Genomic DNA, 14147 nt, shown 5'->3' with positions numbered 1-14147 from the left:
CCGTGCAGACCACGGCAGGCTCCAAACTCCGCGTGCAACAAAAAGGGCGCCACCGCGTGGTGGCGCCCTTTTCGTGCAAGGTCGTCGGGGGCTTACGCCTTGCGGTGGGTCGGGTAGCTCGTCGAGAAGATCTCCTCGACCGGCGGATGATTGAAGGTGCGCAGCGGATATTTGGCGATGACGCCGTCGAACTGCGCCTGCGCGCGCTTGCGGTATTCTCGGTCGTCGACACCCGGGATGACGCCGTTCTCCATGACGAAGCGACCGGCGATCATCACCGTCGAGACCGACCGGGCCGAGGCGTTGAGCATCAGCGTCTGGATCGGGTCGATGGCCTGGCCCATGAACGGGTCGTCGAAATCGACGACGATCAGGTCGGCGGCGGAGCCGGCCTGCAGGCGGCCGAGGTCGGGGCGGTTGAGCGCGTCGGCGCCGCCGGTCGTGGCAGCGTCGTAATAGTCCTCGGAGCGGCAGCCGTCTGTGCCGCCTTCCTCGATGCGGCAGAGCATCATGCCGACCTGCATGTTGAGGAACATGTCCGGCGGATAGGTGTCGGTGCCGAGGCCGATGCGGATGCCCATGTCGCGATATTTGCGGAACGACTGCAGCGCGTTGCCATGGCGTGCGGAGACCAGCGGGCAATGGGCGATGGTGCCGCCGCCGTCGCGCAGGATCTCGAGATCCCTGCCCGGCCGGTCGATGCCATTGCGGCCGCTGACATGGGTGCCGTGCGGCAGGATGGCGCGCGGCGACAGGAAGCCGAGGCTTTCCAGCCATTCGGCCGGGCTCATGCCGCGCAGCTTGAGCACGCTCTGGTACTCGAACGGCGACTGGCAGCAATGCAGCCGGATCGGCACGTCGAGCGCCTCGGCCGCCGCCGCCGATGCCTTCAACAGCTCTGGCGTGCAGGTCTCGATGCGGTCGGGCGCCAGCATGGTGCGGATCAGGCCCTTGGCCTGGCCCTCGAACTTGCGGCAGAAATCGACGGCGTCGGCGAGGCCGTCGAGGCCGCGTTCCTCGTCGAAATGGAAATCGATGGTGCCGTCGCGGCGGACAAGCGAATTGCCGGAGCGATAGGCCGGGCCGAGATAGACGCGCAGCCCGAGGTCACGCGCGGCTTCGGCGGCGGCGCTGAACTCGCCGACGGTCTCGCCCCACTGGCGGTAGAACAGCGAGGCGATGGGCAGCGCCGTGGTGATGCCCGAGCGGATCAGCCGCGAGAAGGCGTAGCGCTTCTGGAACGCCAGTTCTTCCTCCGAGTACATCTCGAAGGGACCGCTTTCCATGTAGGTCTCGGGCCAGATGCGGCCCTTCCTGGCCGCCGGCTGGTTGTCGTAGCCGAGCACGGTGGTGTCGAGGTCGGAAAGCGCGTCGAGATCGACGAAGCCCGGGCCGATCAGCGCGTTGCCGTAGTCGATGCGGCGGGCGACCGGGCCCTCGTAGCCGTGACCGACGAAGAGCACGCGGTCGCCGGAGACGACGACTTCACCATTGGGGTAGAGGGCATGGCGGCCGTCGACATGGCCGACGACCCAGCGGGCGGTGAGAAGCAATGGTTCGGTCATTTCAAATTCTCATTCGACTGTGAACAGGGCCTGGCCGTCGCGGGCCACCGGCTTGCCGCGCTTCAGCACCAGCTTGCGTTTCGGACGGGCGGCGACCGCTTCCGGAACGGTCTCGGCATCGAGCAGCACGATGTCGGCGAAGGCGCCCTCGCGCAGGCCGTAATCGGCGATCTCCATGACGTCGGCGCCGCCCTGGGTGCAGATGTGGAGGGCATATTCGACGTCGGCGTCGTTGCGGAAATTGTTGCGCAGGCCGATGAACAGCGCGCGCTCGAGCATGTCGAGATTGCCGTAGGGACCCCAGGTGTCGCGGATGCCGTCGGAGCCGGCGCAGAGGCGGACGCCGGCGCGGCGCAGCTCGGCGGCCAGCGGCACGGGACGCGAGGCGGGCGCCGTGGTGGCAATGGCGATATCCTGATGCGCCAGATGCTCGGTGAGCGCTGCGGCGCGGGCACGGTCGGTCATGCCGAGGCAGAAGGCGTGGCTGACGGTGACCTTGCCCTGCATGCCGAGCGCGCGGGTGCGCTCGATGATCATCTCCATCGAGAAGGCGCCGAGGTCGTCGGCCTCGTGGAGATGGATGTCGACCGGCTTGCCGTGCTTCTGGGCAAGGCCGAAAATGGCGTCGAGCTGGCCCTTGGGATCGCGGTCGATGCCGCAGGGATCGAGCCCGCCGACGACATCGGCGCCATTGGCGAGTGCCTCGTCCATCAGTTCGAGCGTGCCGGGGCGGATCATCAGGCCCGATTGCGGGAAGGCGACGATCTCGATGTCCATGACATCGCGGAAGCGCTGACGCGTGGCGGCCACGCCCTCGAAGCACCACAGCTTCTGGTCGGTGTCGACGTCGACATGGCTGCGGATGGCCGTGGTTCCATGCGAGGCGGCGAGCGCCACCTGGCGCGCCGACTGGCGGGCGGGATCGATGTTGAGTTCGCGGCGCAGGCGGCGCTCGGTGGAAATCTTGTCCTCGAGGGCGGGGCCGGCCTGGTGGACATGCCAGCCCATGCCCCACAGCGACTTGTCGAGATGGGCGTGCGCCTCGACGAGGCCGGGAATGGCGATGGCGCCGCCGCCGTCCTCGACCTCGGCGGTCGAGGCTTCGGCCTTGCCGATGCGGGCGATGCGGCCATCGCGGATGAGGATGTCGGTCAAGGCACCGCCGAAGGGCCGGACGTTCCTGAGGAGGAGTTCTTTCATTTCAGCACCGCTGCATTGTCGGATTTCGGTGGTGCCGGGCGCGGACGCCCGGCGTGGTCAGCCGGCGACCTTTTCCGGCTTCGGCGCGGCGTAGCCGGCGGCTTCCTCATGATGGAGAAGCTCGGCCGGGCGCTTGAGCACGAACTGGTTGTCGGCGGCGATGTAGTTGTCGGCATGCAGACGGGCGATCGGCTGGTAGACCTCCGGCCGGACGTAGCGGCCGCGCTCGTCGAGGCACTCGTCGCGGACATACATCTGCACGACCTCGCCGATGACGATGGTGCGGCGGCCGTAGTCGAGGATCTGCGACACCCGGCACTCCATGGCGCAGGGCGATTCCGCGATGCGGGGTGCCGCGACCTTGACCGAAGGCGTGCTGGTCAGGCCAGCGACCTCGATCTCGTCGACGTCGCTGGGGAAGTTGATGCCGGTGACGATCATCTCCTTGGCGATGGCCATGTCGACCATGTGGACGACGAACTCGCCGGAGCGCCTGATGTTGGCGACGGTGTCCTTGGCGGTGCCGTCGGGGCGCGTCTGCATGCCGAGGACGAGCAGCGGCGGCTCGTGCGAGAAGACGTTGAAGAAGCTCATCGGCGCGGCATTGTTGCAGCCGTGCTCGTCGATGGTGGTGACGAGCGCGATGGGCCGCGGCCCGACGAAGCTGCACAGCAGGCGGTAGCGATCGTTCTCGGGCAATTCGGCGAAATCGAAATCCATTTTTTCTCCCTCAGACCGCAGCCCGCAGCGGGTGGGCGGCACTTGCCTGCGCCACGATCGGCTCGATAGCACGCCCTTCCTCGACCGCATAGCAAGAGGCGCGAACGCCGCCATCATACATGCGAAGCACGGGCGCCTCACTCCGGCACCGCTCGTTGGCGAGCGCGCAGCGCGGATGGAAGTGGCAACCCGGCGGCGGGTTGATCGGATTGGGCACCTCGCCCGCGGCCGGCTGGCGGTCGCGCTTCGACATGCCGAGATCCGGGATCGTGTCGAGCAGCAGGCGGGTGTAGGGGTGCTGCGGGTTGGCGAACAGCTCGGCCGCCGGCGAAACCTCGACGAGGCGGCCGAGATACATGACGCCGATCCAGTCGGACATGAAGTTGACCACGGCGAGGTCGTGGCTGATGAACAGGTAGGTCAGGCCAAGCTCGCGCTGCATCTCGCGCATCAGGTTGAGGATCTGGGCCTGGACGGAGACGTCGAGCGCCGATGTCGGCTCGTCGCAGACGAGGAACTCGGGCTTGGTGGAAATCGCCCGCGCGATCGAGATGCGCTGGCGCTGGCCGCCGGAGAATTCGTGCGGAAACTTGTCGCCGTCCCTGGCGTTCAGCCCGACGAATTCGAGCAGGCGATCGACCTCGCGGCGTTCGTCCTGGCGCGAGGCGCACATGCCGTAGGTGCGCAGCGGCTCGGCGATGATGTCGGCCACGCGCCAGCGCGGGTTGAGGCTGGCATAGGGATCCTGGAAGATCATCTGCATGCGGCGGCGGATGTCCGCCGGCTGGCCGGCTGGCGCACGCGAGATGTCGGCGCCGTCGAACAGGATGGAGCCGCCGGAGGGATTGGACAGGCCCATGATCAAGCGGGCGACCGTGGACTTGCCGCAGCCGGACTCGCCGACGAGGCTCAGCGTCTGGCCGCGCGGGATCTCGAGGTCGAGACCGTCGACGGCCTTGACCGTCTGCTGTTCGCCGCCTTCGAGCAGGCGGTTGAGGAAAGGCTTCGCCATGGCGAAGTGCTTCTTCAGGCCCTTGACCTGGAGCAGCGGCTGGCCGGTTCCGGCAATCGGTGCGGCGTTCATGGCGTCACCCCTTCATAGAGCAGGCAGGCGGCGGCACCGTCGGCCACCGGGCGCAGTTCGGGCCGGACACGGTGGCATTCGGCGAAGACCCTGGGACAGCGCGGATTGAAGGCGCAGCCGGCGGGAATGTCGGTCAGGCGCGGCATCGAGCCCTCGATCTGGATCAGCCGCTCGGGGCGCGGCCCGACGCGCGGGATCGAGCCCATCAGGCCGGCCGTATAGGGATGGCTCGGCTTCTGCAGCACATGCGCCACCGGGCCGATCTCGGCGAGACGGCCGGCATACATCACCGCGACCCGGTCGGCGGTCTCGGCAATGACACCCATATCGTGGGTGACGAGGATCGCGGCCGCGTTGCGCTCGCGGCAGACCCGCTTGAGCAGCGCGATGATCTGCGCCTGGACCGAGACGTCGAGTGCCGTGGTCGGCTCGTCGGCGATGATCAGCCGCGGCTCGGCGCAGAGCGCGAGCGCGATGACGACGCGCTGGCGCATGCCACCGGAGAACTGGTGCGGATACTGGTCGAAGCGCCTGTCGGGCGCCGGGATGCCGACCTCGGCGAGCCAGCCGATGGCGCGCTTCCTGGCTTCCGCCGCCGACATCGGCAGATGGGTGCGGATGGTCTCGACAAGCTGCTCGCCGACGGTGAACAGCGGATTGAGGCTGGTCAGCGGGTCCTGGAAGATCGCGCCGATGTGGCGGCCGCGGACCTTGCGCATCTCGTCGGGCGACAGGTTGTCGATGCGCTTGCCGTCGAGGCGGATCTGGCCGCCGCCGATGCGGCCGGGCGGTTCGAGCAGGCCGATGACGGCGGCGCCGGTCATCGACTTGCCGGCGCCGGATTCGCCGACGACGCCGAGGATCTCGCCCTGTTCGACGTTGAAGGAGACGTTGTCGACGGCGGTGAGCACGCCCTTGCGCGTGGGGAACTCGACTTTCAGATTTTCGACTTCAAGCAGGGCCATGGCCTTACCTCAGCTTCGGATTGAGGGCGTCGCGCAGCCAGTCGCCGATCAGGTTGACGGCGAGGACCAGCACGGCGAGCGTTGCCGACGGGAAGATCACCACCCACCAGATGCCGGAGAACAGGTACTCGTTGCCGACGCGGATGAGCGTGCCGAGCGAGGGCTGGGTCGCCGGCATGCCGACGCCGAGGAAGGACAGCGTCGCTTCCGTCAGCACCGCCATGCCGAGATTGATGGTGGCGATGACCAGCACCGGGCCGAGCACGTTGGGCAGGATGTGGGTGAGCATGATGCGCAGGCGGCCGACCCCGATGGTGCGGGCGGCCTGGACGTATTCGCGCTGGCGCTCGACCAGCGTCGAGCCGCGCACGGTGCGGGCGTATTGCACCCAGTTGGTGAGCCCGATGGCCAGCACGAGAACGAGGATGGCCGCGCTCTCGTGCTGGTTGGCGGGGAGGATGCCACGCATGACACCATTGATGAGCAGCGCGACCAAGATCGCCGGGAAGCTCAGCAGGACGTCGGCGACACGCATGATGACGGCGTCGACGATACCGCCGACGAAACCGCCGACCAGGCCGAGGAAGACGCCGAGAACGGCGGCGAGGATGACCGAGGCAAAGCCGACGAAGAGCGAGATGCGCAGACCGTAGAGGATGGACGACAGCACGTCGCGCGCCTGGGTGTCGGTGCCGAGCCAGTAGGCCGGGTTGGCGCCCTCCATCCAGGCTGGCGGCAATTCGCTGTCGAGCAGATTGAGATTGGCGATGTCGAACGGATCGTAGGGGGCGATGACCGGCGCGAAGATCGCGCCGAAAAACAGCAGCGCCAGCGCCATGGCGGCGATGACCGTCGTTTTCGAACGGCGGAAGCTGTAGAACAGGTCGCTGTCGGCGAAGCTGCGCAGACGCCCGGTGAAGGAGGTGTCACTCATGGTCATGGGTTCCCGTCAGGCGCCCTTCCCGGTGGCCCGGGTCGGATCGGTGCGAAGGCGCGGATCGATGACGTTGTAGAGAAGGTCGACGCTGGTGTTGATGATGACGAAGATCAGCGAGACCATGACGAGATAGGCCGCCATGACCGGCACGTCGGTGAAGTTGACGGCCTGGATGAACAGCGCGCCCATGCCCGGCCACTGGAACACCGTCTCGGTGATGATAGCGAAGGCGATGAGGCCGCCGAGTTGCAGCCCGAAGATGGTGACGACCGGGATCAGCGTGTTCTTGAGCGCATGGCGGAAGTGGATGGCGCGGTTCTTGAGGCCCCGCGCCTTGGCGAACTTGATGTAGTCGGCGCGCAGCACCTCCAGCATCTCGGCGCGCACCAGCCGCATGATCAGCGTCAGCTGGAACAGGCACAGCATGAAGGACGGCAGGATCAGCGCCTTGAGCCCGGAAGCGGTGAGGAAGCCCGTCGACCACCAACCGACATCGACGACATCGCCGCGGCCGAAGGACGGCAGCCAGCCGAGCCAAACGGAGAAGACGAGGATCAGCAGGATGCCGGTGACGAAGGTGGGCAGGGAGATGCCGATCAGGGACAATATCTGCAGCCCCTGGCTGAGGACGCCGCGCGGCTTGAGCGCGGTGTAGATGCCGAGCGGTATGCCGAGCGCCAAGGACAGGATGGCGGCGACAAGGACGAGCTCTGCCGTAGCGGGGAAGCGCTCGGCGAGCAGCGCGCTGACAGGCCGGCTGTTGCGGTAGGAGATGCCGAAATCGCCGCTGGCGGCATTGGCGACGAAACGCCCGTACTGGATGACCAGCGGGTCGTCGAGGCGCAGGCGCTGACGCACCTCCTCGCGCTCGACCTGGGTGGCGTCCTGGCTGACGATGTTGTTCACAGGGTCGCCGAGGAACCGGAACATCAGGAAGGCGATGAACGCCACGGCCAACATGACCATGACGGCCTGCAGCAGACGGCGGACAAGGAATACGAACATCGTCGCAGCTCCCTAGAGGGGTAGGCCCGCTTCGTGGCGGCGGGCTTGCCGGTAGCGAAAAGGCCCCTGCCCTCGCAGGACAGGGGCCCGGTTCGGGTTACTTGACCTTGGCGTACCAGAGGCGGAGCAGATCGTCGGCGGTCTGCACGACCTCGACATTGTCACGCACAGCCCAGGACAGAGGCTGCTGGTGCAGCGGCAGCCAGGCGACTTCCTGCTCGGTGATGCCGAAGGCCTCGACCATCATGGCGCGGCGCTTGGTCTCGTCGAGCTCGACGTCGATCTTCTTGACCAGCTCGTCGACCTTGGCGTTCTTGTAACCGCCGGGATTCCAGGTGCCGAGCTTCTCCTCGGGCGAGTGCAGCATGGCCGACAGCACGGAGAAGCCGTCGAGCATCGGCAGCGTCGCCCAGCCGATCATGAACATGTCGGTCTGGCCTTCCTGCGCCTTCTTGAAGTGCAGGGTGCGGGCCTCGGTGACCAGCTTGGCCTTGAGGCCGACCTGAGCCAGCATCGCCGTCATGGCCTGACAGACTTCCTCGTCATTGACGTAGGCGTCGTTCGGGCAGTTCATGTTGAACTGGAAGCCGTCGGGATAACCGGCCTCGGCCAGCAGGGCCTTGGAGGCTGCCGTGTCGTAGGGGAACCGCTCGTTGAGCTTGGCATCGAAGCCAGGCACTTCAGGCGCGATCTGCATGCCCGCATTGCGGGACTTGCCGCGCATGATCTTGTCGCGGACGAGATCCATGTTGATCGCCTGGTAGACGGCCTTGCGAACCCGGGCATCCTTGAACGGATTGCCCTCGACGTTGCCGTCGACCAGCTTATCGCGCATGTTGAAGTTCATCATGATCGAGCGCAGGCCGGGCGACTCCAGCACCTTGGTGCCGGGGTTGGATGCAATGCGCTTGGCATCCTGCAGCGGCGACGGCGTGATGACGTCGACCTCTCCGGAGAGCAGGGCCGCGACACGGGTGGCGTCGGAGGTGATCGGCGTGAAGGTGATCTTGGTCAGGTTGTGCTCGGGCTTGTCCCACCAGCCTTCGTTGACGACGAGAACGGTCTGGGCGTCGGGACGGCGGCTCTCGACCTTGAACGGGCCGGTGCCGTTGGCGTGGGTGGTGGTGTAGCCCTCCTCGCCGAGCTGGGCATCGACGGGGGCCACCGCATTGTTCTTCTCGAGCCAGCCGGCATCGAAGATGGCAATGTTGGTCAGGTAGTTGTTGAGCAGCGGCGTCGGGCCGGAGAGATGCAGGTCGACGGTGTGCTCGTCGATCTTCTCGACCGATTTCAGCGCCGGCAGGTTGCCCTTGATCGGCGACTTCTCGGCGGTGGCGCGCATCAGCGACACGACCACGTCGTCGGCGCCGAAATCCGCACCGTCCTGGAACTTGACGCCCTGGCGCAGCTTGTAGCGGATGACGTCAGGCTTGATCACTTCCCAGGAAAGCGCCAGCGCCGGCTCGATCTTCAGCTCCTTGTTGTAGCGCACCAGCGGCTCGTAGACGTGCTGCAGGAAATTGATCGAGAAGCTGTCTGTCATCGAGTGCGGGTCGAGCCCGTAAATGTCGCCGGCCGCGGCGTAGCGCAGTTCGGCGGCGCTCGCATTGCCCATCAGGCCAAGCTGGACCAAAGCCGCGGCGGTGGCCGCGAGCAGGAACTTCTTCATTGAACTCCTCCCGTTACAGAACCTATGGACCCGCGCCGTTTCGTTTGCAGGGCGCCTTTGGGCTCCATCCATTTCACGCTGACATCGTATCCAATTATTGTCAACAATCTATGTCGACAAATTTGTTGACTTCCTGTCTTTTTGAGATTGAATAGGTTGCGGGTCGCATGTTCGGACCCGGCGGGAGGAGGAGCGGATGGACATTGAAGCCGGCAAGCGACATGCCACCGATCAAGACATCTACGAGAAAATCTGGAATGCGATCGCCGAGCGGCAGATCGGCCCAGGCACGCGGCTGAAGGAAGAGCAGCTCGCCGACATCTTCAGTGCCAGCCGGGCGCGCATTCGACAGGTCCTGCAGAATCTGGCGCGCGACGGCCTCATCACATTGGTTCCAAATCGCGGCGCTTTTGTATCCAAACCATCGATCGAAGAGGCCCGCGATGTCTTCTTCGCCCGCCGCACCATCGAAGAGCGCCTGGTCGAGCGGCTGTGCGCGACGATCGACGCCGAGGGCATCGCGCGGCTGGGCCAGCATGTCGAGGCCGAGCGCAAGGCCCACCAGGGCGGCGATGTCGCCGGCGCGATCAGGCTGTCGGGCGCGTTCCACATGCTGATCGCCGAGCTGGCGCAGTCGCAGATCCTGGCCAGCCTGCTGCGCGACCTTGTCTCGCGGACATCGCTGATCATGGCGATGTACCAGCAGAAGGACGTGCTGAACTGCGGTCCCGACGAGCATGCCGACATCGTTGCCAGCATCACCGCGCGCGATGCCAGGAAGGCGCTGGCCGTCATGCACCACCACCTCGCCCATATCGAAAACCAGCTCGACCTTGAAAGCGACCGCGTCACCGCGCGCGACCTGGAAGACATTCTCGGCCTTTGAGCCGCCGGCAACTCGGAAAGCAGACGACATGGCGCAGCCCGACATCCTCGTGCGCAACGCAACCATCGTGACCATCGACCGGGACCGCCGGGTGATCGAGGGCGGCTGGCTGGCCGTCACCGGCGACCGCATCAGCGCCATCGGCACCGCCGGCGATGCCGCGCCGACAGATGCCAGGGACAGCATCGACGGCACCGGCATGGTGGCGATGCCGGGGCTGATCGACAGCCACTCGCATGCCGGCCACGGGCTGGTGCGCAATGCCGGCGCCGGCGTCGACACCTGGTTCGAGGCCTGCGAGGAGATCTATGCGCGCGGCTCGACGCCCGCCTTCTGGCGTGCCGAAGCGCGGATGACCCAGCTCGAGCGCCTGCGCGGCGGCATCACCACGGCGATGACGCTGCTCGGCGGCGGCGCCGACATCTACCGCACCGACGATCCGGCCTTCGGCGACGCCCATAGCGGGGCGACCGCCGAATCCGGCCTGCGCACCTTCATGGCGGTCGGCCCGGGCCGGCCGCCCTTCCCGCGCAGCTATCGCCATTTTTCCGACGCCGGACAGGCGAAGGACGTGACGGTGTCGTTCGAACGCCAGCTGGAGGTCAGCGAAATCCTGATCGACCGCTGGAACGACCTGCCTGGCCGCGGCACCGGCGTTTGCCTGGTGATGCCGGTCTATTATGCCGCCCAGGTGGCGAATGCCGACGCCCGCCGGCAAGTGGTCGAGATGGGCGAGGCAATCATGGATCTGCGCCGTCGCAAGGGCGTGCTGTTCACCCAGGACGGCCACCGCGACGGCTCGATCGCGCTGGCGCGCGATCTTGGCGTCCTCGGTGAGTTCGCACTGCTGGGCCACAGCGTCGACCTTACCGAGGACGATTTCGCCGCACTCAGGGAAACGGGCGCCTCGATCATCCACAACCCTTCCGCGATCATGTCGGTCTATGGCCGCTGCCCGGTGCCGGAGCTGATCGAGGCCGGGGTCAATGTCTGCCTCGGCTCGGACGCGGCTGCGCCTGACCGCGGCTACGACATGTTCCGCCACATGGCGCAGTGCATGCACTATCACCGCCGCCACTTCCGCGACCCGGCCTATCTGCCGCCCGGCAAGACGCTGGAGATGGCGACCATCGACGCGGCGAAGGCAATGGGACTGGAGAGCGAGCTCGGCTCGCTGGAAATCGGCAAGAAGGCCGACATCGTGCTGGTCGACATGCGCAAGCCGCATCTCTACCCGCCGGTCATGCCGGTGACGCGCATCGCCCATTTCGCCAATGCCGCCGATGTCGACACCGTCATCGTCAACGGCAAGGTGCTGATGCGCGGGCGCAGGACAGATCATCTCGACGCCGACGACATCCTCGCCGACGCGGCGGAACAGGCAGCGCTCGCCTTCGAGCGCGTCGGCCTGACGCACCTGCTCGAAGAGCCGCAGGAATTCTGGCGCAACGCACGGCAGCCGCTGCCGATCTGACCTCACCCGAGCAAGGGCCAGCGGCCGACGCTTTGTCGGTCGCCGAACTTGCTGCGCAAAAGATGAAACTCCGCGACCCGTACAGTGATGGGCCGGTCGAGAGGCATCTCCGGGACCAGTCTCTTGTCGTACAGCACCGTGCAATGAGGCACAAAGCTCGCGCGGCGGCGAAGCCTGAGCCCGGCATCGTTCAACACACCGTTGATCCGCCGTTCGAGATCGATCACGAGATTGACGCCCGCACCGCACAGCAGGACGAGCGGCCCCCCATTCCGGAAACTCACGATGCGGTCGAAAACAAGGTCGAAAGGCGGCATCCTGACATTGGCGGCAGCGGCCACCACCGCCCGCACGATGACTTCTTCGATCTCCCTGCAATCGCCAAACCCCGTCAGCGAAACATGCAGACCGCCTGGTTCGATCGGCTGGCCGGTGAGACCATGAACGCGACGCGTGGCATCGACTATGGCCCCCATCGCTTGACACCAACCGGGGTGCAAACGGAACATGAGCATGTCCCGCTCCACCCTCGAACGCTTCGCCCCGTGAACCCGCGGTCGCAAACCGAGTGCGGTTACTCCGAAGTCGAACTGCAGTTGATCCGACATGCCCTTCCATTCAAAGAACAAAGAAAGAACATAGCAAGTTTATTTTCCTAGACCGGCAATGCTGGCCAGCGTTCACCCGCGGTGGACCTATGCTGGACCTCCACCAGCCAGCAGGAGACGGTTTGGGGTGCACCACGCGCATTGCGTCGGACCGGCACGAGATATCGGTACCGCATTATCCGTCGGCGCGGCGGCGCCGAGCGGTCATAAGGTCGTGCTCGGCGCAACAGTCGGAAGAATACGTTCGTTTAGCGCAACAGATGCAGCGCTGCGTATTGCAGCAGCATGATGGTCTTGCCGTCGCAGATGCGACCGTCGGCGATCATGGCCAGCGCCTCGTCGATGCCGATCTCCAGCACCTCGATGTCCTCGCCCTCGCCCGCATGGCCGCCGCCGGCTGAGACGCGATCGGCCGGCTCGTACTCGCCGACGAAGAAATAGATCTTCTCGGTGACGGCGCCGGGGCTCATGAAGGCTTCGAAGACGCGGCGGACATGGTGGATGCGGAAGCCGGTTTCTTCCTCGACCTCGGCGCGGATGCGCTCCTCGGGTGCTGCGTCGTCAAGCAGGCCGGCGGGCGTCTCGATCAGCATGTCGTCGTAGCCGGTGACGAAGGCGGGGTAACGGAACTGCCTTACCAGCACGACGGTGCGGCGCGCGGGATCATAAAGCAGGATGGTGGCGCCGTTGCCGCGATCGTAGGTCTCGCGGCTCTGGACCTGCCATTCGCCGTCGCCGCGGCGGCAAGCGAAGGTGGTCTTCTTGAGGACGTACCAGTCGTCGGAAAGGGTGGTGACGTCCTGGACACGGATGCGGTCGGCAATGCTCATCTGACACCTTCAATGCGGGCCACTCGGCCGGAGATTCGCGGGCGCCAGAATAGGCGGGGCCACGCCGGAGCGCGACCCCGCATGGTGAGCCTCAACGCACCGGAGGAGCGTACATCAGGCCGCCGGCGTTCCACTGGGCGTTGATGCCGCGATCGATCTTGAGGTCGCTCGACTGGCCGAGATTGCGCTCGAAGATCTCGCCGTAATTGCCGACCTTGGAGATAACGTTGTAGGCCCAGCGCGGGTCAAGGCCGAGTTGCTGGCCGCTGTCGCCTTCAGCGCCGAGGAAGCGCTTGACGGCCGGGTTGGCCGAGGTGAGGCCGGCTTCGGCATTGTCCCTGGTGATGCCGAGTTCTTCGGCCTCGATCAGCGCGAACAGCGTCCAGCGGACGATGCTGAACCACTTGTCGTCGCCCTGGCGCACGGCAGGGCCGAGCGGCTCCTTGGAGATGATCTCGGGCAGCACTGTGTAGGCGGCGGGGTCGGTGAGTTTGAGGCGCTGGGCGTAGAGTGCCGAGGCATCCGTGGTGTAGACGTCGCAACGGCCGGTGTCGAAAGCCTTGATGATGCCGTCGGCGGAATCGATGACGACGGGCTCGTATTTCAGCTTGTTGGCGGAGAAATAGTCGGCGACGTTCTGCTCGGTCGTGGTGCCCTGCTCGGTGCAGACGGTGGCGCCATCGAGTTTGAGCGCGCTGTCGACGCCGAGGTCCTTGCGGATCATGAAGCCCTGCCCGTCATAATAGGCGGTGCCGGCGAAGCGCAGGCCGAGGCTCGCGTCGCGCGACAGCGTCCAGGTGGTCTGGCGCGACAACAGGTCGACGGCGCCCGACTGGACCGCGGTGAAGCGCTCCTTGGTCGACAGCGGCACGTAGCTGACCTTGTCGGCGTCGCCGAGGACGGCTGCGGCCACCGCGCGGCAGACGTCAATGTCGAAGCCCGACCACTTGCCGGCATCGTCGGGCGCCGAGAAGCCGGCGACGCCCTGGCTGACGCCGCAGGTGACGGTGCCGCGCTGCTTGACGATGTCGAGCGTGTCGGCCTTTGCCGGCGTGGCAAGTGCTGCCGTGCCGAGCAGAAGTGCTGAGATCAGATGTTTCATGGTTGCTCCTCCCTTGTTTTGAGGCAAAGCCTCTTCGTGCCGCCGGCGCCGGGCGCCGGAAGTCCTTGAAATTCGCCGTGTCGAATGCCGCCGCGCGACAGC

At 66.1% G+C, this 14147-nt stretch carries 13 protein-coding genes; 2 read left to right on the top strand and 11 right to left on the bottom strand.

Translation table 11 applies throughout. From position 1 onward, the window contains the following. Window positions 1-92: 92 nt before the first annotated feature. From ASC75_RS17400 to ASC75_RS17365, 8 genes are all read right to left on the bottom strand, one after another. Window positions 93-1565, bottom strand: coding sequence for an amidohydrolase family protein (locus tag ASC75_RS17400; protein ID WP_055978194.1), 1473 nt, complete (start codon window positions 1563-1565; stop codon window positions 93-95). Between the two features lie 9 nt (window positions 1566-1574). Continuing rightward, the gene (locus tag ASC75_RS17395) at window positions 1575-2765 is read right to left on the bottom strand and encodes an amidohydrolase family protein (RefSeq protein WP_055978192.1); all 1191 of its coding nucleotides are present in this window, start codon (window positions 2763-2765) and stop codon (window positions 1575-1577) included. A gap of 57 nt (window positions 2766-2822) precedes the next feature. After that, window positions 2823-3485, bottom strand: a complete 663-nt coding sequence (locus ASC75_RS17390; protein WP_055978190.1) for a flavin reductase family protein — start codon at window positions 3483-3485, stop codon at window positions 2823-2825. Between the two features lie 10 nt (window positions 3486-3495). After that, window positions 3496-4569: an oligopeptide/dipeptide ABC transporter ATP-binding protein gene (locus ASC75_RS17385; RefSeq protein WP_055978188.1), complete on the bottom strand. Its 1074-nt coding sequence runs from the start codon at window positions 4567-4569 to the stop codon at window positions 3496-3498. Beyond that, complete coding sequence (locus ASC75_RS17380; protein ID WP_055978186.1) at window positions 4566-5534, bottom strand: ABC transporter ATP-binding protein; 969 nt, start codon at window positions 5532-5534, stop codon at window positions 4566-4568. Before ASC75_RS17380 ends, ASC75_RS17385 begins: the two co-directional genes overlap by 4 nt. 4 nt (window positions 5535-5538) lie before the next feature. Next, complete coding sequence (locus tag ASC75_RS17375) at window positions 5539-6468, bottom strand: ABC transporter permease (protein ID WP_200943466.1); 930 nt, start codon at window positions 6466-6468, stop codon at window positions 5539-5541. 15 nt (window positions 6469-6483) lie between these two features. Next, the gene (locus tag ASC75_RS17370; protein ID WP_055978183.1) at window positions 6484-7476 is read right to left on the bottom strand and encodes an ABC transporter permease; all 993 of its coding nucleotides are present in this window, start codon (window positions 7474-7476) and stop codon (window positions 6484-6486) included. 97 nt (window positions 7477-7573) lie between these two features. Continuing rightward, window positions 7574-9145: an ABC transporter substrate-binding protein gene (locus tag ASC75_RS17365; RefSeq protein WP_055978181.1), complete on the bottom strand. Its 1572-nt coding sequence runs from the start codon at window positions 9143-9145 to the stop codon at window positions 7574-7576. Between the two features lie 196 nt (window positions 9146-9341). On the opposite strand from ASC75_RS17365, the gene ASC75_RS17360 reads away from it, so the two are divergent. Beyond that, entirely contained in the window at window positions 9342-10031 is a 690-nt protein-coding gene (locus ASC75_RS17360; RefSeq protein WP_055978179.1) for a GntR family transcriptional regulator, read from the top strand. Window positions 10032-10059: 28 nt separating this feature from the next. Next, on the top strand, window positions 10060-11505 hold the full coding sequence (locus ASC75_RS17355) for an amidohydrolase family protein (RefSeq protein WP_055978177.1): 1446 nt from the start codon (window positions 10060-10062) through the stop codon (window positions 11503-11505). A gap of 2 nt (window positions 11506-11507) precedes the next feature. Here ASC75_RS17355 and ASC75_RS17350 read toward each other — a convergent pair whose 3' ends face one another. The 3 genes from ASC75_RS17350 to ASC75_RS17340 all read right to left on the bottom strand — a co-directional run bounded on the left by ASC75_RS17350 (window position 11508) and on the right by ASC75_RS17340 (window position 14045). Then, window positions 11508-12020, bottom strand: a complete 513-nt coding sequence (locus tag ASC75_RS17350; RefSeq protein WP_162244939.1) for a 2'-5' RNA ligase family protein — start codon at window positions 12018-12020, stop codon at window positions 11508-11510. A gap of 341 nt (window positions 12021-12361) precedes the next feature. Continuing rightward, on the bottom strand, window positions 12362-12943 hold the full coding sequence (locus ASC75_RS17345) for an NUDIX domain-containing protein (protein WP_055978174.1): 582 nt from the start codon (window positions 12941-12943) through the stop codon (window positions 12362-12364). 91 nt (window positions 12944-13034) lie between these two features. After that, window positions 13035-14045, bottom strand: a complete 1011-nt coding sequence (locus ASC75_RS17340; protein ID WP_055978172.1) for an amino acid ABC transporter substrate-binding protein — start codon at window positions 14043-14045, stop codon at window positions 13035-13037. Window positions 14046-14147 lie beyond the last annotated feature (102 nt).

Source organism: Aminobacter sp. DSM 101952, assembly GCF_001424795.1.
Lineage (GTDB): Bacteria > Pseudomonadota > Alphaproteobacteria > Rhizobiales > Rhizobiaceae > Aminobacter > Aminobacter aganoensis.
The sequence above is the reverse complement of the archived record's forward strand: the minus strand, read 5'-3'. Positions and strand labels throughout refer to the sequence as shown.

Bases quoted from the DNA above. Each gene is read 5' to 3' on its own strand.
- ASC75_RS17385 (WP_055978188.1), bottom strand. From the start codon at position 4,569: ATGAACGCCGCACCGATTGCCGGAACCGGCCAGCCGCTGCTCCAGGTC.
- ASC75_RS17380 (WP_055978186.1), bottom strand. From the start codon at position 5,534: ATGGCCCTGCTTGAAGTCGAAAATCTGAAAGTCGAGTTCCCCACGCGC.
- ASC75_RS17395 (WP_055978192.1), bottom strand. From the start codon at position 2,765: ATGAAAGAACTCCTCCTCAGGAACGTCCGGCCCTTCGGCGGTGCCTTG.
- ASC75_RS17390 (WP_055978190.1), bottom strand. From the start codon at position 3,485: ATGGATTTCGATTTCGCCGAATTGCCCGAGAACGATCGCTACCGCCTG.
- ASC75_RS17360 (WP_055978179.1), top strand. From the start codon at position 9,342: ATGGACATTGAAGCCGGCAAGCGACATGCCACCGATCAAGACATCTAC.
- ASC75_RS17350 (WP_162244939.1), bottom strand. From the start codon at position 12,020: ATGCTCATGTTCCGTTTGCACCCCGGTTGGTGTCAAGCGATGGGGGCC.
- ASC75_RS17345 (WP_055978174.1), bottom strand. From the start codon at position 12,943: ATGAGCATTGCCGACCGCATCCGTGTCCAGGACGTCACCACCCTTTCC.
- ASC75_RS17375 (WP_200943466.1), bottom strand. From the start codon at position 6,468: ATGAGTGACACCTCCTTCACCGGGCGTCTGCGCAGCTTCGCCGACAGC.
- ASC75_RS17370 (WP_055978183.1), bottom strand. From the start codon at position 7,476: ATGTTCGTATTCCTTGTCCGCCGTCTGCTGCAGGCCGTCATGGTCATG.
- ASC75_RS17365 (WP_055978181.1), bottom strand. From the start codon at position 9,145: ATGAAGAAGTTCCTGCTCGCGGCCACCGCCGCGGCTTTGGTCCAGCTT.
- ASC75_RS17355 (WP_055978177.1), top strand. From the start codon at position 10,060: ATGGCGCAGCCCGACATCCTCGTGCGCAACGCAACCATCGTGACCATC.
- ASC75_RS17400 (WP_055978194.1), bottom strand. From the start codon at position 1,565: ATGACCGAACCATTGCTTCTCACCGCCCGCTGGGTCGTCGGCCATGTC.
- ASC75_RS17340 (WP_055978172.1), bottom strand. From the start codon at position 14,045: ATGAAACATCTGATCTCAGCACTTCTGCTCGGCACGGCAGCACTTGCC.